A 23,929-nucleotide genomic window follows, 5' to 3' on the forward strand; every position below is an offset into this window, starting at 1 on the left:
TCAGCCATTCGCGGTCGCAACGCTATCCATGCCATAGGTTTGCAGCCTGGGCCCCGCCTTCATGACCTGTCCGGGCAGGATGCGTCCGATGGCCGTTTCGGCCTGTCGCGAGACGTCGACAAGCTTTCGAAGGTCGATACCGCTTTCAACGCCGCATTCGTCCAGCATGTAAACCAGATCCTCGGTGCAGATATTGCCGGTGGCTTTGGGCGCGAAGGGGCAGCCGCCGAGGCCGCCTATGCTGGCCTCGTATCGGGTGATGCCTTCCAGAAGCCCGGCATAGACGCAGGCCAGCCCCACGCCGCGCGTGTTGTGGAAGTGCAGCGCGATGTCGGCCTCCGGCACGGTCTGGCCAAGCGCCTGGCAGCGTTCCTGCACCAGCGGCGGGGTCGCCATGCCGGTCGTATCGCCGAGCGAGAGCATGGTGATGCCCATGTCGCGATAGGCACGTGCGATGTCCACGACAGAATTGATCGGCACATCGCCCTCGAAGGGGCAACCGAACGCGGTGGCAATCGCGCCGAAAACGGGAATGTCCGCATCTCCGGCGATGCGTACGATTTCGGCGAAACCTTCCAGCGACTGCGTGCGCGTTCGGTTCACATTCTTCAAATTGTGGCTCTCCGATGCCGACATGAAAACCACCATGGCGTCGACACCCGCCTCGGCCGCGCGCTCCGCGCCCTTGGCGTTGGGCACCAGTGCGGTCAGCACCGCTCCCTTTGTCCGATCGATACCGGCCAGAACCTCCGCTGCATCGCGCATCTGCGGCACGGCGCGCGGAGAAACGAATGAGGTCACCTCCAGATGCCGTATGCCGGCTTCGATCTGACAGTTCACGAGCGCGATCTTTTTGTCCGTAGGCATGAATTCCGGTTCCGACTGCAATCCGTCGCGGGGGCCGACCTCGATGACGCTGACGGTCTGTGGAAAGCCTTTCACATGGTGGCCGGTTGGCGCCGTCACGATTTTTCCTCCCAGCTGATTGCATCGGTAGACCGAATTGGTATACCGTCTTGTGAAGTGCGGTCAATGGCCGTTCGAGAAAAGGCGGAGTGGCGTGCAGGGAGGCTCTCCCGTCCGCCGTGCATGCGGGGAGGAACGCAGGGTCGTCATGGGGGAAGCTGCGAGAGACAGTTCGGACCAACCGCTCGGCGAGCGTGTCCTGTCGCGCATTCGCGGCGATGTGCTGTCGTTGAAGCTGGCACCGGGCGAGGTCGTCTCGGAGCGCTCCCTGGAATCCGCCTATGGCGTTTCGCGAACGCCCATCCGACAGGCTTTGGCAGAACTGATCCGTGAAGGTCTGGTGGTGAAGGCGGAGCGGGGCTATGCCATCGCGCCCTTCGACCTGCACCAGCTCGAAGAAATTTTCGAGTATCGCGAGATCGTCGAGGATGCGGCGATCCGTCTGGCCTGTGAACGGGCGAAGCCGGAAGAGCTGGACGTCATCTTGCGCACCGTCGACCAGGGCTTGAGCGATTTCACGCCGGACGATTGGTTCGAGGCAGGGCTCGATGTGCATGTGCAACTCGCCGCCCTTTCTGGAAACCGCTTTCTGCGCGATGCGGTTCAGGATGCGGTCAACCGCACGATCCGTGCCCGGTGGTTGGTGGCCAGTTCGCCGGAAGCCCGTGCGGTCGCCCACCGCGAGCACAACGAAATCATCGGACTTGTGAGGCAGCGGAAGAGCGAGGAGGCTGCCGCCGCCATTCGAAGGCATGCGCGGGATGTACGCGGACAGATACTGCGGGCGCTGGAGGATTCGCGCCGCTTGTTCGGTGCCCGCGGTTTCGTTGAAGGAGGCTGAGGCCGGTCGGGCAAGACCGGTTTTCGGAACTTGGGATTTCGGTTTCAACCAGGGAGGACTTGATGAGAAAATTATCGAAACTCTTCGGAGCCGCCGTCGTGTGGACGTCGCTTTCCGTTGCCGGCGCGGCAGCGGCCGAATGCATTGCTCCCGCCGATCCGGGCGGCGGCTGGGACTTCACCTGCCGCACTATCGGCAAGATGCTCTTCGATCAGAAGCTGGTGGACGCACCGGTACAGGTCACCAACATGCCAGGCGGCGTGGGTGCCGTCGCTTATGCCGACGTCATGTCGTCGCGTGCCGATGATGCGGAACTGATGGTCGCCACGTCCACGGTCGGCGTCACGCAGATCGCACAGGGCAAATATCCGGCAGACACATCCGTTATGCGCTGGGTGGCGATGCTTGGCACCGATGTCGGCGTGATCGTCGTGCCGAAGGATTCGGACTTCGAGACGCTCGACGATCTGGTCGCAGCGCTTAAGGACGATCCGAGCGCGCTTGCGGTTGCAGGTTCTTCCGGCGCGGGTGGCTGGGACCATATCCGCCTTCTCATGCTGGCACAGGCGGCAGGCCTTTCAGGCGACGAGTACAAGCAGATTCGATGGGTCCAGTTCGACGGCGGCAGCCCGGCCGTCACGCAGATGATCGGCGGCCAGGTTCAGGCGGTCTCCACCGATCTCGGCGAGATTGCTGGATTTGTGGAGTCGGGCGACATCCGCATTCTTGCGGCCCTCTCCGACGACCGCATTCCCGCATTCCCGGATTCGCCCACCGCCAAGGAGCAAGGACTCGACGTGACCGGTTATAACTGGCGCGGTTTCTATACGGGTGGCGAGGTTTCAGACGACGGCTACAATGCCTGGGTCGAGCGCCTGCAGAAGCTTTATGACACCGACGACTGGAAAGAGACCGCCAAGGCCAACGGCCTGGTGCCGGTCTGGCGCGGCGGCGACGAATTTGAAGCCTATGTGAAGGACCAGTCCGATCAGATGCGCAAGATTTCCCAGGAGATCGGAGTCATCAAGTGACAGACAGGATCGTCGGCCTTTTTCTTCTGGCCATTTCGATCTGGTACGGCGTGACCGCGGGGGACTATGAGGCGAGCTTCGGTGACCCTCTCGGCCCCGCGGCCTTTCCCATCATGCTGTCCGTGCCTGCGGCCATCCTCAGCCTGGTCATGATCGTTCGGCCGGACGAGGAGCCGGGCTGGGTCACGGGCAAGCCGCTTTTTTTGCAGGTGGCGGCGGTCTCGCTCCTGCTTGCCTATGCCGGCTTTCTGGAGGTGCTCGGCTTTCCGCTCGCCACCTTCATTGCCGTCGCGCTTTTCGGGCGCATTCTGCGCAGCTCCTGGCCGAAATCCATCCTCTCGGCGGCGGTCATGAGCGCGGTCCTGTTCCTTACCTTCGACAGGCTGCTCGGATTGCCGCTGCCGCTTCTTCCAGAATTCGTGAGCTGACTCCATGGACATGCTATCCGCTCTTGCGCAAGGCTTTGCGGTTGCTATCACGCCCACCAACCTGGCTTTGGCGCTGTTCGGCTGCTTTGTGGGGACACTGATCGGCGCTCTGCCGGGGCTTGGGCCCGTGAACGGCGTCGCCATTCTCATACCGCTTGCCTTCTCGCTCGGGCTGGAGCCCACCTCGGCGCTCATCATGCTGTCATGCATCTATTACGGCTGCATGTATGGCGGGCGCATCTCGTCGATCATGCTCAACATCCCCGGTGATGAGCCGGCCATCATGACGACGCTGGACGGTTATCCCATGGCGCAGGCCGGCAAGGCGTCGGAGGCGCTTGCCATCTCGGCCGTCGCTTCCTTCGTCGGTGCCACCTTCGCCACCATCGGGCTGACGCTGTTTGCGCCGCTTCTGGCCAAAGCTGCCATCTATTTCGGTCCGGCAGACTATTTCGCGCTCTATGTCATGGCCTTCGCCACCATTGGCGGCATCACCTCGGTCAATCCGTTCAAGACATTGCTTGCCGCCTTCATCGGCTTGATGATCGCCACGGTCGGCCTCGACCCTGCCACCGGCACGGCGCGATACACGCTCGGTTCGTTCCATCTTTACGACGGATTCGACCCGATCGTTGCGATTGTCGGTCTGTTCGCGATTTCGGAAGTGCTCGTCTATCTGGAGCGGGTGCATGAAGGCGAGGCGAAGATGGTGCCGCTCGGCCGCGCCCTGCCGCGTTTCAAGGACATGATGGCGGGCGGCTGGGCCAATTTCCGCGGCTCGGTCATCGGTTTCGTCTGCGGCATCCTGCCGGGCGCCGGCGCATCGCTCGGCGCGTTCATGTCTTACATCGCCGAGCAGCGCTGGAGCGCCAAGGACGGCAAGTTCGGCCAGGGCGACCCGCGCGGCATCGCCGCTCCGGAAGCCGGCAACAACGCCGCGTCCGGCGGCGCGCTCATTCCCATGCTCACGCTCGGCGTGCCCGGCAGCGGCACCACGGCCGTCATGCTGGCGCTGCTCATCTCGCTCAACATTCAGCCCGGCCCGCTGCTCTTCGACCGGCAGCCGGAACTGGTCTGGGGCCTCATCGCCGCGCTTTATCTCGCCAATGTCGCGCTGCTCATCATGAACATTCCGATGATCGGCCTTTTCACGCGCATGCTCTCCATGCCCCAATGGGTGTTGATGCCTTTCGTGGTGATGGTGAGTTTTCTCGGCGTCTACTCGATCGGCCATTCGACCTTCGACCTGTTCGTCATGGTCGGGTTCGGCGTGATGGGCTATATCCTGCGCATGCTGGGCATTTCGCTGGTGCCGGTCATTCTGGGGTTGCTTCTGGGAGCCGACATGGAAAACAATCTGCGCCGCGCGCTTTCCATCTCGAACGGCGATTTCCAGATTCTGTTTTCAAGCCCGATCGCGCTCGCGCTCTACGCCATCACCGCCACCATGCTCGGCCTCGCCTTTCTGCTTGCCTTCCGCGCACGCAGAAGGAACCCCGCTGCGGCAGGCTGACCGCCCATGCCTTGACCGCGTGTCATCCGAAAACAACGGTCTTGTGGCCGTTCATCATGACCCGGTTCTCCAGGTGCAGCTTGACCGCGCGAGCCAGAACCCGACTTTCGATGTCGCGGCCGGTAGCGACGAAATCCTCCGCCGTCATGGCATGGGTCACACGCTCGGTTTCCTGCTCGATGATCGGTCCCTCGTCCAAATCCGGCGTCACATAATGCGCCGTAGCACCGATCAGCTTCACCCCGCGCTCATGCGCCTGGTGATAGGGCTTTGCACCCTTGAAGCTCGGCAGAAACGAATGATGAATGTTGATCACCTTGCCGTAGAGCCGGTTGGACAGGTCGTTGGAGAGCACCTGCATGTAGCGCGCGAGAATGACGAGATCGGCGCCGGTTTCCCTGAACAGTTCGAGAAGCTTCATCTCCTGCTCGGCCTTATTGTCCTTCGTCACCTTCCAGCAGTGATAGGGAATGCCCTCCATCTCCGCCGTGCCGCGTGAATCCTCGTGATTGGAAACGATGGCCACCACCTCGGCGTCGAGCCAGCCGACGCGGATCTGGTAGAGCAGGTGCAGAAGCGCATGATCGAACTTCGACACCATGATGACGATCTTCGGCCGCCGTGTCGTGTCGGTGATTGCGGTCTTCATGTCGAAGCGGGCAATGGCCGGTTCCAGCGCGCGCAAGAGACCGTCGCGCTCCACGCCCTCGGGCGCGGTGGTGGCGATGCGCATGAAAAAGCGGTTGGTCTGACGATCCCAGAACTGGTTGGATTCGGCGATGTTCGCGCCCAGACCGGCGAGTTCCGTCGTCACCGCGGCAACGATGCCGGGGCGGTCCTCGCAGGTGAGATTGATGTGAAACGTCTTCTCGGTCATGGCGCGCCTGAACTGGTGGGTTGCGGAATGGATGCCCGAGCGGGCGCTGGAATTTATACGCCATCGATCCAGGATTGAAACCGCCTTAGCGTATCCTCGTCGCCGGCAACGGTGTTGCTCTTTTCGGGGTAAGCGCCCGAGCGAACGTCTTGGGCGAATTCGCCATAGGCGGCAATGCGCTCATCCTGAAGCCGCGCACGTTCGGCAGCGAAATTCCGATACACTTTCGCGTGACGTGGCACGTGTCCGGTATTCGCCCCAAGCACATCGTCGGAAAAGAGATACTGCGCATCGCAGCCCGCGCCTGCGCCCATGGAGATCATGAAAAGCGTGCTGCGCCGGGTAATCTCCGTGGCAATGAGGTCGGGCACCACCTCGATCTCGGCTGCAAACGCACCGGCGCCTTCCAGCGCCTTTACTTGTTGCCAGACGTGTTGAGCGCTCTCAAGGGTTTTTCCGACGGCCTTGAACCCGCCAGTCCACGTCGCTTTGGAGGGAATCAGACCCACATGACCGCAGACCGGAATACCATCGGCGGCGAGCCGCGCGATGGTCGACGTGCCTGCCGCGCAATAGACCGCATCGGCGCTCGCGCGAACCAGCCGGAAGGCCCAGCGAACGAAGTCGTCCGTTGTGCCGATTTCATAGAAATTCGCGCCCGGCACGGCAAAAACGGTCGGGGCGGCATCGCGAAAGTTGGGATCGAGCATGAGGACAGGCGGCACCGATACCAGGTCGATGCCGGCGCGTTCAGCCGCTTCGGCCTCATCCAGGGTTTCGACACGCAACATCGAGAGTTGGCGTTCGCCGCGCAGCACAAGCAGGTCGTGAACGGTCAGGCGTTTGGAAATTTTCACGGCTTATCCCTTCAGAAGTTTCTTCAGGTTCACGTCCGGATTGTCCAGAAGATCGGGCGGCACGGGCTGCGCCCGTTCGATCAGTTTCTCGGCGATGGATATGTGCCGGGCGACGGCGTTGCCCGAACCCACCCCACTCGCGGAAAAAAGACATCCACGTTCGTCCGTCTGAAACAGAACGAAAGCGCCGTCACCGAGATCGCGATGGATGAAAGGGCGAGCGAGATCGGGCAAGCCGGCGATCTGAAGGCCGAGATCGTACTGATCCGACCAGAACCAGGGCGTAGTTGAAAAGGCGTTCTGCGCGCCCAGCATCGCATGGGCGGCATGTGCGCCCTGGTCTTGCGATGCGCGCCAGCTTTCCAGCCGAACGCGTTGGCCGCGAAAGGGAAAATTGCAGCAATCGCCCGCCGCGAAGATATGCGGGTTTTGTGTGGCGAACCTGTTGTCGACAACAATGCCGTTATTGACTGCGAGGCCGGCTTCCTCAGCCAATCGCGTTTCAGGAAGGGCGCCCACACCGGCAATTACGATGTCGGCGTCGATATGCCGACCATCCGTGAGAACAACACCATCCGGTCCGGCTTGCAGCACCTGCGCGCAGAAGATGAACCTCACCCCTTCGGCTCGGTGACGCTTCTCGAAAACCGCGGCGATTTCGATTGGTACGATGCGCGCCATCAGCCGGTCGGCGGCTTCAAGCACCGTCACCTGCGTTCCGAGAGCCCGGGCCGTGGCAGCGAGTTCGAGGCCGATGAATCCTCCGCCGATCACGGCGATCCGTCGGCTTGATTTCAGAACGGTCAGAATCGTCTGTGCGTCCTCGAGCGTACGCAGTGTCTGGGCGCATTCCAGACCGGCAAAGACTCTTGCCCGCGCGCCGGTGGCGATCAACAGCTTGTCGTAGGACAGTTTTTCGCCACCATCGACCACGACCTGACGCGTTGCCGGTTCAATGCCGGCGATACGTAAACCGCGCCGCAGTTCGATGCCGGCTTCTGCGTAGTGTTCCTCTTCGGCGATTGGTTTCGGCGCCGACGCGGTGTTCTTCGAAAGGGGCGGGCGCTCATATGGCAGATGCGGCTCTTCGCCAATCAGCGTAACCGCGCCCTGATATCCCGCCTCGCGCAACGTGAATGCCGCGCGAACGCCGCATTCACCCGCACCGATGATAACCATCCCGTTCATCGGCGCGCGCAGGCGATGTCGACCAGCACGCGGCCGTCTTCGACCTTTACCGGATAGGTCTTGAGGTTGACGCAGACAGGCGCCCCTTTCGCCTCCCCAGTGCGATAGTCGAAGCGGCCATTGTGCTTGGGGCATTCGATGATGTGATCCATCACGAGGCCGTCCGCCAGATGCACCTGCTCATGCGTACACAGACCGTCCGTCGCATAAAAAAGCGCGTCCGGGCTACGATAAATGGCGAAGGTGCGTCCCTCGTGGTCGAACCGGATAAGATCTTCGTCTTCCACGTCGTCGACCCCGCAGGCCTCGATCCATTGCGACATGATTTCCTCCCCTTAGTTGTCTGTCGAAAGCGGATTGGCGGGGCCATGAAACTCTTCCCGATAGGGCTTGGCTGTCGGCGGCAATTCCCGCTTGATGAAGTAGTCGTCGTAACGCAGCTGTCGCAGGAAGGCCGGCAACATCTCCCGGTAGCCGTCGAAGATGGACGGGTTCGGCGCCGGCAGGTCGTGCTTGATCAGCTCGTGCAGCTTCGGCAGCGCGTGATAGGGCACCATGGGAAACATGTGGTGCTCCACATGGTAATTCATGTTCCAATAGATGAAGCGGCTCACCGGGTTCATCAGGACGGTGCGGCTGTTGAGCCGATGATCGGTCACATCCTCTGCGAGCCCCCCATGTTGCAGCAGACCCGTCATCACGTGATGCCAGGCGCCGTAAAGGCGCGGCCCACCGATCAACAGGAAGGGAAGAATCGAGTTCACGACAATGGCGAGGCCGAGCGTTGCCGCGTAGATTGCCACCCATATACGCGCGACACGGATCACCTTTCGCTGCTCCATCTCCGGAATGAAGTCCTGTTCCGCGGCGCTCAGCCGGCCGGCGGCATTGCGCGTCATGTCGATGAGCGCATGCCAGGCGTCGACAACGCCGAAGACATTGAGGATCAGGCGCGCGAGATCCGGCGGGCGCATCACGGCGATTTCCGGGTCGCGCCCGACAACAATGGTATCCGTATGATGGCGCGCATGGCTCCAGCGCCAGGTCACCGGATTGCGCATGATCATGAATGAAGCGATCTGATACACGGCATCGTTCATCCAGCGTGTTTTGAACGCGGTCCCGTGACCGCACTCATGCCAACGTGAATCCGTCGCCGAACCGTAGAGCACGCCATAGACCAGAAAGAACGGTGCCGACCACCAGGACGGCCAAAGCGCGGCAGCGATCACGGCGAACAGGACCATTCCGCCGAGCCAGACGATCGTGTCGCGAATTGCCGGCGTGTCGCTGCGCTTCATCAGTGTCTTCATTTCCTTGCGCGGCACATCGGTGTGATACCACTCTGCCGAGGCCAGCCCACGCTCGACGGCGTCCCTCGCGTCCGCGCCTGTCAGGTCGTAATTGCGCTGCCGCACGGCCGGACCGTTCGATGAAGTGTCCAGCACGGTTATGGGGCCTGTGATCATGGTCCTCGCTCCTCTGCTTAAAAAGCGTAGAGCGCGGGGCGATGAGAGCTCAAGAGGAATGATGGTTTTTCTATCATTTAACATCATTCTGTGATTATAATCATGATGTAAAACTTGCGGAGACGATATGGCAAAGCGCCCCACCATTGCGGATCTGGCCGAAAGAGCGGGCGTCAGCGTTGCGACCGTAGACCGGGTTCTGAATGGTCGGCATCGTGTGCGCGAAGAAACCGCGCGGCGCGTCTATGAAGCTGCAAACACCATCGGCTATCATGCGTCGGCGCTTATACATCAGCGCATCACAGCCGATTTGCCGCGCATCGAGCTCGGCTTTCTGCTTCAGAAGTCACGCCAGCCTTTCTATCAGGCCTTCACGCGGGCACTGGAAGAAGCGGTTGCCGCCCGAGATGACATTCGTGGACATGCCCAGATCGAGTTCGCGAAAAGTGCTGCCCCTGGCGACATGGCGGAGGCGCTCCTTGCATTGGGGGCACGCACACAGGCCGTGGGCGCCGTGTGCCTCGATCATCACTTGGTGACGCGGGCGGTCGAGGCGCTCAAGGCCGAGGGAAAACCGGTTTTTTCTCTACTCTCGGATTTCGCGCAGGGCGTGCGCGAAAGCTATATCGGTACCAACAACATGAAAGTGGGGCGTACGGCGGCCTGGATGATTTCACGCACCGCGCGGCGGCCGGGCAAGGTGGCGTTGTTTGTCGGCAGTCATCGCTGGCATGGACACGAGTTGCGCGAGACTGGCTTCCGCAGTTTCTTCCGGGAGCACGCGCCGGAGTTTGAGATGCTGGAAACGCTGGTCAATCTCGACACCCGTCAAGTGACCCACGAAGCGACGCTTAGCCTGATTTCCCGCCATCCGGACATTGCCGGCTTCTATGTGGCTGGTGGGGGAATGGAAGGAGCCATCGCTGCGCTGCGTGAGGAAATCGGAAATGGACGGTTCATATCGGGCGAAGGTCCTTCCGTGATCGTCAACGAGGTAACCCCGGACACCACTTCAGCACTCCAGGAACACATCGTCACCGCCATTGTCGCGACACCTCTGCGCGAGTTGGCAAACAGTGTGGTGGATCTGATGGTTACTGCGGTGCACTCTGGCCCCGGTGAAGCACCAGGTCAGCTTTTCCTGCCCTTCGGCTTCCATGTGCCTGAAAGCCTTTAATCCGTTTTTGTTGCACTTCGGGTCTGTTTTCCATCACAGATGATGGAATTTCATTCAGGATTACATTGACCGTTTTTTGCTGCGCAGACATCCTTGCGGGAACAGGCTCGAGGGCCTTTGATCCCGAGGAGAAAGCAATGACGGCGACAGCTTCGCTTTTCGCGCTCAATCATATGTGCGCGCCCAACCGCACGGTTTCCAGTCTCTTCGACCTGGCCGTTTCGCTCGGCATGACCGGTGTGGAGATCCGCAACGATCTTGAGGGCAACGCGATCCTGGATGGCACGCCACCCACCGAGATACGACGGGCAGCGGAGACGCGAGGGCTGCGTGTTCTGTCGATCAACGCTCTGCAGCGTTTCAACGATTGGAATGACGTACGCGGGGCCGAGGCGCGCGCGCTCATCGCTTATGCACGGGACTGCGGCGCCGAGGCGCTGGTGCTCGTGCCGGTCAACGATGGCACGGGTCGGAGCGACGGGGAGCGTCAGGCCAATCTTCGCATCGCACTGAAGGCATTGCGGCCGCTTCTGGAAGAGGCCGGCATCGTCGGGCTGGTCGAGCCGCTGGGATTCGAGACCTGTTCCTTGCGATTCAAATCCGAAGCCGTCGAAGCCATTGCATCGCTGAATGCGGATGGCATTTTCCAGCTCGTCCACGACACGTTCCACCATTGTCTGGCGGGCGAGAAGGAGCTGTTTGTCCGCGAGACGGGACTGGTCCACATTTCCGGCGTCGCCGACAACGCGCTTTCACTGCGGGACATGCGTGACGCAGATCGTGTTCTGGTCGATGGCGGTGACAGGCTCGGCAATGTCGAGCAGCTTGCCGCTCTCCTGTCGAGTGGCTTTCGCGGATCGTTCTCGTTCGAGCCCTTTGCCGAAAGCGTGCACAAAACGGACGACCTGCGTGGCGCTCTTGAGGCAAGCATCGCGCATATCCAAGACAATGCCTTTCGTGCGCTCGCGTAGAGCGGAGAAGTAAGCAGTCCTGGAACGAGGAATGGAATGGAATTTCGCCTTGACGAGAATGCAGAAAATAGAATAAATATTACATATTGAGTTTTGAACGGTGTTGACATTCTATTTTGATGGAGTGTCTGGCGACTGAAGAGCGAGGAGTCGGTCGTTCATGCGCCGGGGGAGGCTCATGCATTCCCATTGAACGATTCCGGTCAAAGCGGGTGTTGCCGGGCACCCATCGTGTGGAGGAGCATTCAGATGAAAAAGCTTATGATGGGCGTTGCCGTCTCGGCATTGATGACGACTTCGGCGATGGCCGAGACGGTCGGTGTCTCGATGGCCTTGTTCGACGACAATTTCCTGACGGTTCTGCGCAATGGCATGGTCGAATATGCCGACACGCTCGATGACGTGGAACTTCAGGTCGAGGACGCGCAGAACGACGTCGGCAAGCAACTCAACCAGATCCAGAACTTCATCGCCTCGGGTGTCGATGCGGTCATTGTGAATCCGGTCGACACCGACGCCACGGTGGCCATGACCAAGGCGGCCGCGGATGCAGGCGTGCCGCTCGTCTTCGTCAACCGCGAACCGGTCAATGTCGACGATCTGCCGGACAATCAGGCTTTCGTCGCATCCGATGAACGTGAGTCCGGTACGCTCGAAACGCAGGAAATCTGCCGGCTGTTGAAGGAGCAGGGCAAGGGCGAGGGTGCCAAGATCGTCGTCATGATGGGTGAGCTCTCCAACCAGGCCGCTCGGATGCGCACGCAGGACGTTCATGACGTGATCGCCACAGACGAATGTTCCTTCATGGAAATCGTGGAAGAGCAGACCGCCAATTGGCAGCGCACCGAGGCGACCGATCTGATGACCAACTGGCTGTCCGCCGGTCTGGAGTTCGACGCACTCGTCTCCAACAACGACGAAATGGCCATCGGCGCGATCCAGGCCATGAAGGCTGCCAATATCTCCATGGATGAGATGCTGGTGGGCGGTGTGGACGCCACCCAGGACGCTTTGGCCGCTATGGCTGCGGGCGATCTCGACGTGACGGTGTTTCAGGATGCGGCCGGCCAGGGCAAGGGCGCGCTGGACGCCGCGCTCAAGCTCGCCAAGGGCGAGGACGTCGATCAGAAGGTGTATATTCCCTTCCAACTCGTGACGCCGGATAATATGGACCAGTTTACGACCAAGAACTGATCGTCCGGACTGGCGGCGGCGGCCGCAGGGCCGCTGCCATCCCGCCGGTGTAAGCCGGCTATCTTGGCGGAAAAAACGATGGCAAACCAGGCACAAGCAGTTTCCGGCAGCGCCGCGGACATGCCCCAGAAGCGACCGCGCTCCCACGAGTTGAACGCGTTGCTCGGCCTTGTCGGCATTGCGCTCATCTTCGAGCTTCTCGGTTGGATCTTTCAGGGGCAGAGCTTCCTGTTCAACACGCAGCGCCTTTCCATCATGATCCTGCAGGTTTCGGTGGTGGGCATCATCGCCATTGGCGTCACGCAGGTCATCATCACCGGGGGCATCGACCTTTCATCGGGTTCGGTGGTCGGCGCGACGGCGATGATCGCCATGAGCTTCGCTCAGGTGAGCACTTACCCGCGCGCGGTCTATCCGGAACTGACCGATCTTCCCGTCATCGTTCCCATTCTCGTCGGCCTCGCTTGTGGTATCGTGGCGGGCATGATCAACGGCCTGTTGATCGCCTTTACGAAAATTCCGCCTTTCATCGCCACGCTCGGCATGATGGTGACGGCACGCGGCATCGCCAAATGGTACACGAGGGGCCAGCCGGTTTCGTTTCCCACCGACAGTTTTGCAGCTCTCGGTCAGGGCATGACGCCGGTCTTCGTTTTCCTGGCGATTGCGCTCCTCTTCCATATAGCCCTGAAATACACCGTCTACGGCAAGCATACCTATGCCATCGGTTCCAACGAACAGGCGGCGCGCATGTCGGGCATCAATGTCGAGCGGCATCTGGTGCTGGTCTACACCATTGCGGGTCTTCTCGCCGGTCTTGCCGGCATGGTGATCGCGGCACGTGGTCTCACGGCGCAGGCCGGCATGGGAATCATGTACGAGCTCGACGCCATCGCCATGGCCGTTATCGGGGGCGTGTCGCTTTCGGGCGGGCGCGGCTCCATCGTCGGCACGCTGATCGGCGCCGTCATCTTCGGTGTCATCATCTCAGGTTTCACCTTCCTGCGGCTCGATGCCTACTATCAGGAAATGATCAAGGGCGTGATCATCGTCGCCGCCGTGGTGGCCGATATGTACCGCCAACGTATGCGCCCGCAGTCGCGGTGACGTTCGGGAGGAAATCATGGCAGGCGAAGAACGCAACGTTATCCTCAGGACCGAGGGGCTGACCAAGCATTACGGCGGCGTGCACGCGCTGGAAGATGCCGATTTCGAGCTTCTCGAAGGCGAGCACGTGGCCATTGTCGGCGACAACGGCGCGGGTAAGTCCACATTCGTCAGGCAGATCACGGGAGTGGAGCGTCCGACCGCTGGCAAAATCCTTTTCGAAGGGCGCGAAATGGAGTTTCACAGCCCCGTCGACGCCCGCGAGGCGGGCATCGAGGCGGTGTTCCAGAATCTGGCGCTCGCCGACGATCTCGATGTGCCGTCGAACATCTTCCTTGGCCGGGAAGAGACTTATTTCAATCTCGGTCCGTTCAGCTTCCTGAACGAGAAGAAGATGTTGCAGCGCAGCCAGGAAGCGCTCGAGAAAACGGGTGTGAAAATCCCCAATCTGCACAATTCCATCGCCAACATGTCGGGCGGGCAGCGCCAGTGCGTGGCCATCAGCCGGGCGGCCAGCTTCGCCTCGAAGCTGATCCTGATGGACGAGCCGACGGCGGCGCTGGGCGTTCAGGAAACCACTCAGGTGGAAAACATAATTCGCGGCCTGAAGGAGCGCGGCATTCCGCTGATCCTCGTCAGCCACAATCTCAGGCAGGTGTTCAACCTGGTCGACAAGATCTGGGTGTTCCGCCGTGGGCGCATCGCCGGCATGCTGGAAGCCGACAAGACGGACGGCAACGAAGTGGTTTCGCTGATCACCGGCGTGCAGTCCGGCGTCCACGAGAACGCCAGCTATATCTGAGAGACAGCTCTTAGAAATCCAGGCAGAAAGACGCTTTCATGACCGTAAACTTCGCTCTTCTCGGCGCCGGGCGTATCGGCAAGGTGCACGCCAGGGCCATCGCCGCCAGTGTGGATGCACGGCTTGTCGCCGTCTCCGATGCCTTTGCCGATGCAGCACAGACCGTGGCCGAAGCCTACGGTTGCGCGGTGTGCAGCATCGATGAGGTCGAAACCGACAAGAGCATCGACGCTGTCGTCGTCTGTACGCCCACCGACACGCATGCCGATCTGATCGAGCGTTTCGCGCGTGCAGGCAAGGCCGTGTTTTGCGAAAAGCCCATCGATCTCGATCTCGCCCGTGTCAAGCACTGTCTCGGCGTGGTGGAGGAAACGGGTGCCGTGCTGATGGTCGGCTTCAACCGTCGTTTCGATCCGCATTTCGCGGCCGTGCGCGCAGCAATCGATGAGGGGCGCATCGGCCCTGTCGAGATGGTGCAGATCACCTCGCGCGATCCGGGGCCCCCGCCGATCGGCTATATTGAGTCGTCCGGCGGCATCCTGCGCGACATGACGATCCACGATTTCGACATGGCGCGCTTTCTTCTCGGCGAGGAACCGGACACGGTGTTCGCCACCGCCTCGGTGCTGGTCGATCCGGCCATCGGGGAGGCGGGCGATTTCGACAGCGTGTCGGTCATCCTCACCACCGCATCGGGCCGCCAATGCAGCATCTCCAATTCGCGCCGCGCCACCTATGGCTATGACCAGCGCATCGAAGTGCTCGGTGCGGAGGGGGCCGTCGCGGCGGAAAACCAGCGCCCCGTTTCCATAGAGATCGCCGATGCGCGGGGCTTCACCCGACCGCCGCTGCATGATTTCTTCATGACCCGTTACACCGAAGCCTATGCCGCGGAGATCGCGGCCTTCGTCGCCGCCATCGCGGGAGGAAAGCCGGCGGCGCCATCCGGCGAAGACGGCCTGCGTGCGCTGGCACTGGCTGATGCCGCCCTTCTTTCGGTGCGTGAGCGTCGCGCCGTAAAACTGTCCGAAATTCTCTGATCGCGCCGGGGCGCTCAGCCCGTGCGCCAGCGCTCGGAGAGATAGGTTTTCGCCGTGCGTACGCTGGTTTCCAGAGTGTCGCCCCGGGCAAGGCTTGCGGCGATGGCGCTTGCCAGCATGCAGCCGGTGCCCCGCATCGTGCCGGGCAGGCGCGGCCCCTCGAAGCGCAGCGGCGGCTTATTCGCCTGAAAGAGTGTGTCGACGGCACGATTGCCCTCTGCGTGACCGCCTTTCGCGAGAAGCGCCCGCACGCCGCCTCCGAGCAATCGGCCTGCTTGTTCGTGCCGCCTCGCCTCGCTTTCCGTCTCTTCCTCACCCGCCAGAAGCGCCAGTTCCGGCAGGTTTGGCGTGACGAGGCTGCAAAGCGGCATCAGGCTTTCGCGCATGGTTTCGATAGCGTCCTCCGCAAGCAGCGCTCGGCCGGAAGACGAGGCGATCACCGGATCGAGTACGATCGGAATGTCGGCATGCGCGCGCAGAACGGCTGCAACGCGGGTCACCGTTTTCCGACTTCCGAGCATGCCGATCTTGATTGCCGCCACCGGGTTCGCCGAAAGGGCGGCGGAAATCTGCGCTTCCACCAGCTCGCTGGGGCAGAGATCGATGCGCTCCACCGCCTCATGCGTCTGCACGGTCACCGCTGTCACCGCCAGACAGGTTTTCATGCCGAGAGCCGAGATCGTCTCGATGTCGCGCGCAAGACCGGCCCCGCCGGACGAATCCGATCCCGCGATCACCAGCACATGCGCGGCGCTCATCGCCATTGTTCCGTTGCCGCCAGCCATTCGCGGGTGCGCGCTTCAGGATCGGCATTCAGCGTGATGTCCGTCACCACGGCGGCGCTGTTCGCACCCGCTTCGAACACGCCGGGCAATCGCTCGGGGTTCAGTCCGCCAATCGCCACCAGCGGCACATCGCCGACGCGCTTTCGCCAGTCGGCCAGCCGATCGAGCCCCTGCGGTGCCCATTTCATTTTCTTCAGAATTGTCGGGTAGACCGGGCCGAGCGCCACATAATCGGGTTTTCCCGCCAGCGCGGTGCGCAGTTCAGGCCCGTCATGGGTGCTGATGCCGAGTTTCAGACCCGCCGCGCGGATCGCACCGAGATCGGCTCCCGCCAGATCCTCCTGCCCAAGATGGATGAAATCGCAACCCGTTTCGATGGCGAGCCGCCAATGGTCGTTGACGATGAGCTGGCAATCGTGATCGGCACAGATGCGCTTCGCCTCGGCGATCTCAGATTTGAGGTTCGCCTCGTCCATCTCCTTGATACGCAATTGTACCAGTTTCGTGCCCAGAGGCACCAGTCGCGCAATCCACTCGGCGCTGTCGACGATGAGATAAAAGGGATCGAGCTTCATTCAAACACGGCTTTGCCAATAACGGGGGTTGAGGGAACGGCCATGTCGCGTGGCTCCAACGGCCCGGCGAGGAAGGCATTGCGGCCGGCCTCCACCACTTCGGCGAAGGCGGCTGCCATCGCAACAGGATCGCTGGCCTTTGCCACTGCGGTGTTGAGGAGAACGGCGTCGAACCCCAGCTCCATCACCATGGCCGCGTGCGATGGGCGTCCGAGCCCGGCATCCACGATCAGCGGCACATCGGGAAAATGTGCCCGGATGGCTCGCAGCCCGTCCACGTTCACCGGACCACGCGCCGAACCGATGGGCGCGCACCAGGGCATCAGTACCGCGCATCCCGCTTCCAGCAGCCGCTCCGCCACCACCAGATCGTCGGTCGTGTACGGAAACACCTTGAACCCCTCCGAACTTAAGATGCGCGCAGCTTCCACCAGACCGAACACATCCGGCTGCAGCGTGTCGTGATGGCCGATCACCTCGAGCTTGATCCAGTCCGTGCCGAAGAGTTCGCGCGCCATCTGCGCCGTGATCACCGCCTCTTTCACGGAATGGCAGCCCGCCGTGTTGGGCAGAATGCGCACGCCCAGTTCACGAATGAGTTCCAAGAACTGTCCGCCAGTACGGTTTCCTGTGGTTTCTCGCCGCAGCGAGACGGTCACGGTTTCGCAGGCTGAGGCCCGCACCGCCTCGGCCATGATGGCGGGGGAGGGGTATTGGGCGGTGCCCAGCAAAAGCCGCGATGCCAGCGTTTCGCCGTAGAGCGTCAGCATGTCAGCCTCCCTGCATGGGTGAGAGAACTTCAATTCGGTCGCCGTCCTCGAGCGTGCAGGAACCCCGTTCCGCCGCCGGCACCAGTTCGCCATTGCGCGCCGTGGCGAGAAAGTCGGGCGCATAGTCGAGTTCATCGAGAAGGGCGGCCAGCGTCGTCGCCGTCACGTGCTGCGCTTCGCCATTAACCGTGAGCTTCATCAAAAGCCTCCACGCGTTCGTTCAGGATCAGGGCCGCCGCCTCCTGCGCCATTGCGGGCGAGAGCAAAAAGCCGTGGCGATAAAGGCCGTTCACGCTGATCCCCTCTCGGGTCTGCTTCACGCGTGGCAGGTTATCGGCATAAGCAGGGCGCACGCCGGCGCCCGTTTCCACGATCTTCGCTTCCGCAAAGGCCGGGTGCAGGCTGTAGGCGGCGTTCAGGAGTTCCATTGTCGAGCGGGCGCTGATCGGCCCGTCGTCATCGCTTTCGATCATCGTCGCGCCGACCATGAAGTGATGCCCTTCACGCGGCACGATGTAGACCGGAATGCGCGGATGAAGCAGCCGCACGGGCCGCGAAAGACTGATCTCTTCCGTTTGCAGCAAAAGCATCTCGCCACGCACCCCGCGCAGCTCTTTATCGGCGAACGCCATGCCGGTGCAATCGGCAATTCTGTCCGCTTCGGCTGGTGTATCGTTACCGTAAGCGAAACGTACGCCTGCCGTTTTCAGCGCCGCGCTCAGCGTCGTCATCGCCTGGCGCGGTTCGAGATGCGCCTCGTCGCGGAAGAAGAGCCCGCGCCGGAACCGACCGGCAAGATCGGGCTCCAGCAGAGCCACGGCGTTGCCATCCAGCCATTCATGGCCGCCCGTGCGCGCGGCGAAACGGTCGAGTTCCGCTGCATCGCGCGCGGGCGCGACGACCAGCGTTCCGTTGCGCGTTACGTGGCCGGGCAGTGCCGCGTCCCACCAATCGGCCGCCAGGCGCCCCAGGGTCAGCACCGGCTCTTCCGCGTTTTCGCGCTCGCACCAGGGGGCGAGCATTCCGCCGGCAAGCCACGAGGCGCTGCCTGCCGGTCCGGATCGAATGTCGCAGACAGTCACCTGCGTGCCGGCCCGAACCAGCTCATGGGCCAGCGTGAGGCCGGCCACCCCGGCCCCGCGAATGAGGACATGCATGGGTCAGTCCCTGTTCTCCGCCGCCACCTCGTTAAGCGGCATGTAGAGATCGCCGCCCTCGCGAAATTTCTCCGCCATCTTCGCCATGCCCTCCTTCTGCGCCTCGGCGCGGATGTCGTGGGAAATGCGCATGGAGCAGAATTTCGGACCGCACATGGAGCAGAAATGCGCCACCTTGTGCGCCTCCTTGGGCAGTGTCTGGTCGTGGAAATTGCGCGCCGTTTCCGGGTCCAGCGAAAGGTTGAACTGGTCCTCCCAGCGGAATTCGAAACGCGCACGTGAAAGCGCGTCGTCACGGATCTTTGCCGCCGGATGCCCCTTGGCGAGATCCGCCGCGTGCGCGGCGATCTTATAGGTGATGACGCCCGTCTTTACGTCGTCGCGGTTCGGCAGGCCCAGATGCTCCTTCGGCGTGACGTAGCAGAGCATGGCCGTGCCGTACCAGCCGATCATGGCCGCGCCGATGCCGCTCGTGATGTGGTCATAGCCCGGCGCTATGTCCGTGGTGAGCGGTCCAAGCGTATAGAACGGGGCTTCGCCGCACGCTTCGAGCTGTTTTTCCATGTTTTCCTTGATCTTGTGCATGGGCACATGACCGGGGCCTTCGATGATCACCTGGCAGTCTTTCTCCCAGGCGATTTTCGTCAGCTCGCCCAGTGTCTCCAATTCGGCGAACTGCGCGGCGTCGTTGGCATCGGCGATGGAGCCCGGCCTCAGGCCGTCGCCCAGCGAGAACGACACGTCATAGGCGCGGCAGATGTCGCAGATCTCCGCAAAATTCTCATAGAGAAAGCTCTCCTTGTGGTGGTGCAGGCACCACTTGGCCATGATCGAGCCGCCGCGTGAAACGATGCCCGTGACGCGCTCGACGGTGAGCGGGATGTAATGCAGCCGTACGCCGGCATGAATGGTGAAATAGTCGACGCCCTGTTCCGCCTGCTCGATCAGCGTATCGCGGAAAACCTCCCAGGTCAGGTCTTCGGCGACGCCGTTCACCTTCTCTAGCGCCTGATAGATCGGCACCGTGCCGATGGGGACGGGCGAGTTGCGGACGATCCATTCACGGATGTTGTGAATGTTGCGGCCCGTCGAAAGGTCCATCACCGTGTCGCCGCCCCAGCGCGTCGCCCAGACCATCTTCTCCACTTCCTCGGCCATCGAAGAGGTGACGGCGGAATTGCCGATATTGGCGTTGATCTTCACGAGGAAGTTGCGGCCGATGATCATCGGCTCGGCTTCGGGGTGGTTGATGTTGGACGGAATCACGGCCCGGCCGCGCGCCACCTCGTCGCGCACGAATTCCGGCGTCACGAAATCGGGGATCGCTGCGCCAAAACTCTCGCCGTCGCGAACAAGCGCGGCCTTGGCTTGCGCCCGGCCGAGGTTTTCGCGGATCGCGATAAACTCCATTTCCGGCGTGACGATGCCGGCGCGCGCATAGGCGAGCTGCGTGACCGCTTTGCCGTCTTTTGCCTTGAGTGGCCGGTGGCGGGTGGGAAATTCCGGCGTCAGCCGATCGCCGGTGGCAAAGCCGTTGTCCTCCGGTTTGACATGACGGCCCTCATAGACCTCCACGTCGCCGCGCGCCTTGACCCATGTTTCGCGGATGCGCGGCAGGCCCTTGTCGATCTCGATCGGCGCGTCGGGATCGGTGTAGGGGCCGGAGGAATCGTAGACGGTCACCGGCGGTTCGCCGGCGCTCGGATGCACGGCGATTTCGCGCATGGGCACGCGAATTTCAGGGTGTAGCGTTCCAGGTTTGTAGACCTTGCGCGACGCCGGCAACGGGCCGGTGGTTACGGTCGGGGCGAATGCGTCCATGGGCGGAGCCTCCTCTGCGTGTTCGGCAATGGAGACCCAGTTCTTGCCGAGAGGAGGAAAGCCTGGACAATCCGGTCTGGATTCGGTTTCGGCTGCGATGAGCCCGTGACCCGCCAAGCATGCACCATCCCTACGCCAGTATGAACTGGATCAGGTTCATCGGGTCACTGCGCTGCATGGAGAACCATGCCCAGCAGAATCTCAGCCCCTTGGCGGGACCCCCCAGGTGAGGCTTTAAAGTGGGGGAGAAGCCGCGGCCTTGTCAAGCCGCTGCATCGTCCTATCCTCGTTTCACGGTCAGAAGCGGTAGCGCATGGAGGCGACCACGGAGCGGCCCTCGTCGCGATAGCAGTAATCGGCCGTGCAGGTCACGCCGCGTTCGTCGAGCAGATTGGTCGCGTTGACCTGGAGGCGCAGTCCGTCGAGCTTCGGATTCCGGGCGCCGAAGTCGTAGCGCAGCGCCATATCGACATAGTAGCGGTCGTCGTTGACGGTCGTGTTGGCATCGTTGCCGAAACTCTCGCCGACATAGCGAACGCCCGCACCGACACCCAGCCCCTCGAGCGGGCCGGACTGTACCGCGTAATCCCCCCAAACCGAGAAGACGTGCTGCGGGGTGGAGTTCAGCGTGTTGCCGGTGTAGCCCGCCAGGCTGTTGCGGATTTCCATGTCCACATAGGCGTAGGAGGCGATCATGCTCAGTCCGCTGCCAAGACTTGCATTTGCCTCGATTTCGAAACCGCGCGAGCGAAGATCGCGATTGACCTGCTGGTTGATGCCACCGATCACCTCGAACACGACCGCATCTTCCTGTTCGATGTCGAACAGGGCGGCCGTAACCACCGCATTCATGCCGGGAAGCTTGTACTTGACGCCAATTTCCTTTTGTTCGCCGACGGTCGGGTTTGCGGGGGAGCCGTCGACGAGCGTGCCGACATTCGGCGTGAAGGAGGTGGTGTAGTTGGCGAAGGGCACGAGGCCGAAAGGCGTTTCGTAGGACAGGCCGACCCGCCAGGAGAACTGTGTATCCGTCTGCTCGATAACCCCGGCGGTGTTGGTGGTTTTACCCTCCAGCCAGTCGTAGCGTCCGCCGATGGACAGGTGCCAGTTGTCGTAGTTGACCTGATCGGATGCGTAGAGGCCGACCTGGTTGAGCACCTGTGCGGAGACGAATGGAATGTCGAACGTTTCGCCTTCCGGCGGAAGCGGCGCATAACGCAGCCCGTACTGGTCGTAATCTATGCGTCCGTAGTCGAGTCCGACAAGCAGGCGATGCTGGAGCGGGCCTGTGTCGAATTCCGACAAAAGCTGGTTGTCCACGACGAGGCTGCGCGCGTTCTCGGCATAGCGTCCGGCTCCCCGCGCCAGCGACGACGGGTTGGCCGGATCGGGAGCGAACCAGTAGGCATATTCCAGATTGTTGTCGAGCCACGAGTAGCGCAGGTTCTGCCGCAGGGTGAAGACTTCTGTGAGCCTGTGCTCGAACTCGTAACCGATGCGTGCCTGCTGCTGATCGAAATCGTTGAAGGTGGGATCGCCTCCGTAGAGGTCGGTAACGCCATTCGGCCCGTTGTAGAACACTGCCGTGCCGCCGAGGGTCGAATCCATGTACTCGCCGAGAAGGGTGAGCTTTGTGTCGGCGTCGGGTTGCCAGGTCAGGGCGGGTGCCAGGTAAACGCGGTCGTCGGGGAAGCCGGGCAGGGCGGTGCCGCTCTTTCGCACCAGTCCTGTCATGCGATAGAGCAGCGTTTCGTCCTCGTTCATGGGCCCGGAAAGGTCGAAATTGGCCTGGTAACGATCGTGCGTCCCGCCTTGCAGTTCGACCTCGCGCAAGCGCTCTTGCGTTGGCCGCTTGGTCATCAGATTGACCAGCCCGCCCGCATTGGAGGCGCCGTAAAGCGCCGAGGCCGGGCCCTTGAGAACGGTAATGCCTTCCAGCCCGTAGGGCTCCTGCCGGAACAGGCCGGTCGGGCTGTTGAACTGACGCAGCCCGTCGCGAAAGATCCCGCTATAGGTGGCTTCGAAACCTCGGATGAAGAGGGCGTCGAAGCGTGGATCGAAGCCGTAAGCACCGACGCGGACACCGGGCACATAACCGATCGCTTCCTGAAGCGAGCGCGGGTTCTGGTCGTCGAGCTGTTTCTCGGTCACCGTCGATATGAGCTGCGGAACCTCGATCAGCGGCGTATCGATTTTCGATCCGATGCGCCCGCTCTCGGCCACATAACCGTCCTGCACCAGAATGTCGTCGCTGGCCGCTTCGACCTCCAGCCGTTCGAGCAGGGTCGTGTCCTGCGCAGCCGCGCCGACCGACCAGCCGGATAGTCCGGTTGACAGTAACAGGAGTGTCGACAAACGATGGAAATGATGGGATTTCACGGAGCACCACGCTTGCTTTTTCTCAATCGTTGGTCGCTCCGCAGGAGGCGTGGCTGCCGTTTCCGGCAGAACTAAAAAATATGACTATAACAGTCAAATAATAATGCGGATCGCTCCGTTGCAAGCGCCAGCCTGTGGATTAATTCGCTCGCTGGGCGAGGGAATACGCTTTTCCGGAGGCTCCGAACCGGTCGGGTTCAAATGCAGAATTCGCTTGGGCTCATGCCGATGGCGCGCCGGAACATATAGCTGAAAGCGCTCGAAGATTCGTAACCCATATTGAACGCGACCGAACTCACCTTCTCGCCTGCGGCAAGCTGCGAAATGGCGTGGAGAATGCGCACCTGTCGGAGCCAGCGAGACGGCGGCATGCCTGTTTCGGCGATGAACAGCCGCTCGATCGTCTTGCGGCTGGCGGCCGCGCCGGCAAGCCACGCGTCGACCGATTTGAGGCCGCCCGGGTCCTCCAGAGCGGCTTGTGCAAGACGACGAATGCGCTTGTCCCGCGGCATTGTAACCGACAACGGCACATCGCTTGCGGCGACAAGTTCATGACGCAGAAGCGTGTGCAGCGCCTCGTTGTGGCAGTCGATACGGCCGGATGTGTCGTCGGGCATGGTTGCCGAGATCAGTGCGTTCAACAGGGAGGTCATGGCCACGATGCGGCATTCGGTGCCGAGTGTCGCAGCCTCTTCGCGGTTCACGTCGACATAGCGCATCTGGTTGTTGGACCCGTATCGCATCCAGTGTTCGACATCCGGTGGAATCCAGACCGCCATCGCCGGACTGAGCAGAAGAACGCGGTTCGGTGTGCCGACATACATGGAGCCGGATGCAGCGGAGATGAGTTGCCCGAAATCATGGGTGTGCCAGTCATAGCTCTCGCCGGGGGCAGGCCTGATCGTCTCTCCCAGATAACGGGGCCTGCCCATCCCGTCGGAACCGTCCGGTGAATTGTGTTTGGGTGTATCCATGATGTTG

24 protein-coding genes and 1 riboswitch are annotated in these 23,929 nt (G+C 61.8%); of the genes, 10 read left to right on the top strand and 14 right to left on the bottom strand.

Going from position 1 to position 23,929, the window contains the following annotated elements:
* On the bottom strand, window positions 1-966 hold the full coding sequence (locus tag QZ638_RS00685) for a hydroxymethylglutaryl-CoA lyase (protein ID WP_295805775.1): 966 nt from the start codon (window positions 964-966) through the stop codon (window positions 1-3).
* 148 nt (window positions 967-1,114) lie between these two features.
* Here QZ638_RS00685 and QZ638_RS00690 point away from each other — a divergent pair, with 148 nt between their 5' ends.
* The 4 genes from QZ638_RS00690 (at window position 1,115) to QZ638_RS00705 (ending at window position 4,779) form a co-directional block, all read left to right on the top strand.
* Complete coding sequence (locus QZ638_RS00690; protein ID WP_295805777.1) at window positions 1,115-1,807, top strand: GntR family transcriptional regulator; 693 nt, start codon at window positions 1,115-1,117, stop codon at window positions 1,805-1,807.
* Window positions 1,808-1,869: 62 nt separating this feature from the next.
* Window positions 1,870-2,838, top strand: coding sequence for a tripartite tricarboxylate transporter substrate-binding protein (locus tag QZ638_RS00695; RefSeq protein WP_295805779.1), 969 nt, complete (start codon window positions 1,870-1,872; stop codon window positions 2,836-2,838).
* A complete protein-coding gene (locus QZ638_RS00700) occupies window positions 2,835-3,266 on the top strand; it encodes a tripartite tricarboxylate transporter TctB family protein (RefSeq protein ID WP_295805781.1) in 432 nt (143 codons plus the stop codon). Before QZ638_RS00695 ends, QZ638_RS00700 begins: the two co-directional genes overlap by 4 nt.
* Before the next feature lie 4 nt (window positions 3,267-3,270).
* Window positions 3,271-4,779: a tripartite tricarboxylate transporter permease gene (locus QZ638_RS00705; protein WP_295805783.1), complete on the top strand. Its 1,509-nt coding sequence runs from the start codon at window positions 3,271-3,273 to the stop codon at window positions 4,777-4,779.
* 22 nt (window positions 4,780-4,801) lie between these two features.
* Here QZ638_RS00705 and purU read toward each other — a convergent pair whose 3' ends face one another.
* Genes purU through QZ638_RS00730 form a run of 5 tightly spaced genes read right to left on the bottom strand, consistent with a single transcriptional unit; the run spans window position 4,802 to window position 9,170 of the window.
* On the bottom strand, window positions 4,802-5,656 hold the full coding sequence (gene purU, locus QZ638_RS00710; protein ID WP_295805785.1) for a formyltetrahydrofolate deformylase: 855 nt from the start codon (window positions 5,654-5,656) through the stop codon (window positions 4,802-4,804).
* A gap of 53 nt (window positions 5,657-5,709) precedes the next feature.
* Window positions 5,710-6,513 (bottom strand): 3-methyl-2-oxobutanoate hydroxymethyltransferase, encoded by an 804-nt coding sequence (locus QZ638_RS00715; protein WP_295805786.1) that lies wholly within the window; start codon window positions 6,511-6,513, stop codon window positions 5,710-5,712.
* Between the two features lie 3 nt (window positions 6,514-6,516).
* A complete protein-coding gene (locus QZ638_RS00720; protein ID WP_295805788.1) occupies window positions 6,517-7,701 on the bottom strand; it encodes an FAD-dependent oxidoreductase in 1,185 nt (394 codons plus the stop codon).
* Window positions 7,698-8,024: a MocE family 2Fe-2S type ferredoxin gene (locus QZ638_RS00725; RefSeq protein ID WP_295805789.1), complete on the bottom strand. Its 327-nt coding sequence runs from the start codon at window positions 8,022-8,024 to the stop codon at window positions 7,698-7,700. Before QZ638_RS00725 ends, QZ638_RS00720 begins: the two co-directional genes overlap by 4 nt.
* Before the next feature lie 12 nt (window positions 8,025-8,036).
* On the bottom strand, window positions 8,037-9,170 hold the full coding sequence (locus QZ638_RS00730) for a fatty acid desaturase family protein (RefSeq protein WP_295805790.1): 1,134 nt from the start codon (window positions 9,168-9,170) through the stop codon (window positions 8,037-8,039).
* A gap of 127 nt (window positions 9,171-9,297) precedes the next feature.
* On the opposite strand from QZ638_RS00730, the gene QZ638_RS00735 reads away from it, so the two are divergent.
* The 6 genes from QZ638_RS00735 to iolG all read left to right on the top strand — a co-directional run bounded on the left by QZ638_RS00735 (window position 9,298) and on the right by iolG (window position 15,461).
* Window positions 9,298-10,347, top strand: a complete 1,050-nt coding sequence (locus QZ638_RS00735; protein WP_295805791.1) for a LacI family DNA-binding transcriptional regulator — start codon at window positions 9,298-9,300, stop codon at window positions 10,345-10,347.
* Between the two features lie 137 nt (window positions 10,348-10,484).
* Window positions 10,485-11,318 (top strand): TIM barrel protein, encoded by an 834-nt coding sequence (locus tag QZ638_RS00740; protein ID WP_295805793.1) that lies wholly within the window; start codon window positions 10,485-10,487, stop codon window positions 11,316-11,318.
* Window positions 11,319-11,567: 249 nt separating this feature from the next.
* Window positions 11,568-12,512 (top strand): sugar ABC transporter substrate-binding protein, encoded by a 945-nt coding sequence (locus QZ638_RS00745; protein ID WP_295805795.1) that lies wholly within the window; start codon window positions 11,568-11,570, stop codon window positions 12,510-12,512.
* Between the two features lie 120 nt (window positions 12,513-12,632).
* On the top strand, window positions 12,633-13,619 hold the full coding sequence (locus QZ638_RS00750; protein WP_295805870.1) for an ABC transporter permease: 987 nt from the start codon (window positions 12,633-12,635) through the stop codon (window positions 13,617-13,619).
* A 16-nt stretch (window positions 13,620-13,635) separates the two neighbouring features.
* The gene (locus tag QZ638_RS00755) at window positions 13,636-14,421 is read left to right on the top strand and encodes an ATP-binding cassette domain-containing protein (RefSeq protein WP_295805796.1); all 786 of its coding nucleotides are present in this window, start codon (window positions 13,636-13,638) and stop codon (window positions 14,419-14,421) included.
* Between the two features lie 38 nt (window positions 14,422-14,459).
* Window positions 14,460-15,461, top strand: a complete 1,002-nt coding sequence (gene iolG / locus QZ638_RS00760) for an inositol 2-dehydrogenase (RefSeq protein WP_295805797.1) — start codon at window positions 14,460-14,462, stop codon at window positions 15,459-15,461.
* Window positions 15,462-15,475: 14 nt separating this feature from the next.
* Here iolG and QZ638_RS00765 read toward each other — a convergent pair whose 3' ends face one another.
* The 8 genes from QZ638_RS00765 to QZ638_RS00800 form a co-directional block, all read right to left on the bottom strand.
* Window positions 15,476-16,225: a hydroxymethylpyrimidine/phosphomethylpyrimidine kinase gene (locus QZ638_RS00765; RefSeq protein WP_295805799.1), complete on the bottom strand. Its 750-nt coding sequence runs from the start codon at window positions 16,223-16,225 to the stop codon at window positions 15,476-15,478.
* Entirely contained in the window at window positions 16,216-16,821 is a 606-nt protein-coding gene (locus QZ638_RS00770; protein ID WP_295805801.1) for a thiamine phosphate synthase, read from the bottom strand. Before QZ638_RS00770 ends, QZ638_RS00765 begins: the two co-directional genes overlap by 10 nt.
* A complete protein-coding gene (locus tag QZ638_RS00775) occupies window positions 16,818-17,591 on the bottom strand; it encodes a thiazole synthase (RefSeq protein ID WP_295805803.1) in 774 nt (257 codons plus the stop codon). Before QZ638_RS00775 ends, QZ638_RS00770 begins: the two co-directional genes overlap by 4 nt.
* Before the next feature lies 1 nt (window position 17,592).
* A complete protein-coding gene (thiS, locus tag QZ638_RS00780) occupies window positions 17,593-17,790 on the bottom strand; it encodes a sulfur carrier protein ThiS (protein WP_295805805.1) in 198 nt (65 codons plus the stop codon).
* Entirely contained in the window at window positions 17,774-18,748 is a 975-nt protein-coding gene (gene thiO / locus QZ638_RS00785) for a glycine oxidase ThiO (RefSeq protein WP_295805806.1), read from the bottom strand. The genes thiS and thiO overlap by 17 nt, the downstream gene beginning before the upstream one ends.
* A 3-nt stretch (window positions 18,749-18,751) precedes the next feature.
* Complete coding sequence (thiC, locus tag QZ638_RS00790) at window positions 18,752-20,569, bottom strand: phosphomethylpyrimidine synthase ThiC (protein ID WP_295805808.1); 1,818 nt, start codon at window positions 20,567-20,569, stop codon at window positions 18,752-18,754.
* 109 nt (window positions 20,570-20,678) lie between these two features.
* Window positions 20,679-20,804, bottom strand: a riboswitch (TPP riboswitch).
* Window positions 20,805-20,866: 62 nt separating this feature from the next.
* On the bottom strand, window positions 20,867-22,948 hold the full coding sequence (locus tag QZ638_RS00795) for a TonB-dependent siderophore receptor (RefSeq protein ID WP_295805809.1): 2,082 nt from the start codon (window positions 22,946-22,948) through the stop codon (window positions 20,867-20,869).
* A 197-nt stretch (window positions 22,949-23,145) separates the two neighbouring features.
* Window positions 23,146-23,922, bottom strand: a complete 777-nt coding sequence (locus tag QZ638_RS00800) for a helix-turn-helix transcriptional regulator (RefSeq protein WP_295805810.1) — start codon at window positions 23,920-23,922, stop codon at window positions 23,146-23,148.
* Window positions 23,923-23,929 lie beyond the last annotated feature (7 nt).

Source organism: uncultured Nitratireductor sp. (genome assembly GCF_913053745.1).
GTDB lineage: Bacteria > Pseudomonadota > Alphaproteobacteria > Rhizobiales > Rhizobiaceae > Nitratireductor.

Bases quoted from the DNA above. Each gene is read 5' to 3' on its own strand.
- thiC (WP_295805808.1), bottom strand. From the start codon at position 20,569: ATGGACGCATTCGCCCCGACCGTAACCACCGGCCCGTTGCCGGCGTCG.
- thiO (WP_295805806.1), bottom strand. From the start codon at position 18,748: ATGCATGTCCTCATTCGCGGGGCCGGGGTGGCCGGCCTCACGCTGGCC.
- QZ638_RS00690 (WP_295805777.1), top strand. From the start codon at position 1,115: ATGGGGGAAGCTGCGAGAGACAGTTCGGACCAACCGCTCGGCGAGCGT.
- QZ638_RS00800 (WP_295805810.1), bottom strand. From the start codon at position 23,922: ATGGATACACCCAAACACAATTCACCGGACGGTTCCGACGGGATGGGC.
- QZ638_RS00750 (WP_295805870.1), top strand. From the start codon at position 12,633: ATGCCCCAGAAGCGACCGCGCTCCCACGAGTTGAACGCGTTGCTCGGC.
- QZ638_RS00770 (WP_295805801.1), bottom strand. From the start codon at position 16,821: ATGAAGCTCGATCCCTTTTATCTCATCGTCGACAGCGCCGAGTGGATT.
- QZ638_RS00730 (WP_295805790.1), bottom strand. From the start codon at position 9,170: ATGATCACAGGCCCCATAACCGTGCTGGACACTTCATCGAACGGTCCG.
- QZ638_RS00705 (WP_295805783.1), top strand. From the start codon at position 3,271: ATGGACATGCTATCCGCTCTTGCGCAAGGCTTTGCGGTTGCTATCACG.
- QZ638_RS00735 (WP_295805791.1), top strand. From the start codon at position 9,298: ATGGCAAAGCGCCCCACCATTGCGGATCTGGCCGAAAGAGCGGGCGTC.
- QZ638_RS00695 (WP_295805779.1), top strand. From the start codon at position 1,870: ATGAGAAAATTATCGAAACTCTTCGGAGCCGCCGTCGTGTGGACGTCG.
- thiS (WP_295805805.1), bottom strand. From the start codon at position 17,790: ATGAAGCTCACGGTTAATGGCGAAGCGCAGCACGTGACGGCGACGACG.
- QZ638_RS00720 (WP_295805788.1), bottom strand. From the start codon at position 7,701: ATGAACGGGATGGTTATCATCGGTGCGGGTGAATGCGGCGTTCGCGCG.
- QZ638_RS00740 (WP_295805793.1), top strand. From the start codon at position 10,485: ATGACGGCGACAGCTTCGCTTTTCGCGCTCAATCATATGTGCGCGCCC.
- QZ638_RS00775 (WP_295805803.1), bottom strand. From the start codon at position 17,591: ATGCTGACGCTCTACGGCGAAACGCTGGCATCGCGGCTTTTGCTGGGC.
- QZ638_RS00755 (WP_295805796.1), top strand. From the start codon at position 13,636: ATGGCAGGCGAAGAACGCAACGTTATCCTCAGGACCGAGGGGCTGACC.
- QZ638_RS00725 (WP_295805789.1), bottom strand. From the start codon at position 8,024: ATGTCGCAATGGATCGAGGCCTGCGGGGTCGACGACGTGGAAGACGAA.
- iolG (WP_295805797.1), top strand. From the start codon at position 14,460: ATGACCGTAAACTTCGCTCTTCTCGGCGCCGGGCGTATCGGCAAGGTG.
- purU (WP_295805785.1), bottom strand. From the start codon at position 5,656: ATGACCGAGAAGACGTTTCACATCAATCTCACCTGCGAGGACCGCCCC.
- QZ638_RS00765 (WP_295805799.1), bottom strand. From the start codon at position 16,225: ATGGCGATGAGCGCCGCGCATGTGCTGGTGATCGCGGGATCGGATTCG.
- QZ638_RS00745 (WP_295805795.1), top strand. From the start codon at position 11,568: ATGAAAAAGCTTATGATGGGCGTTGCCGTCTCGGCATTGATGACGACT.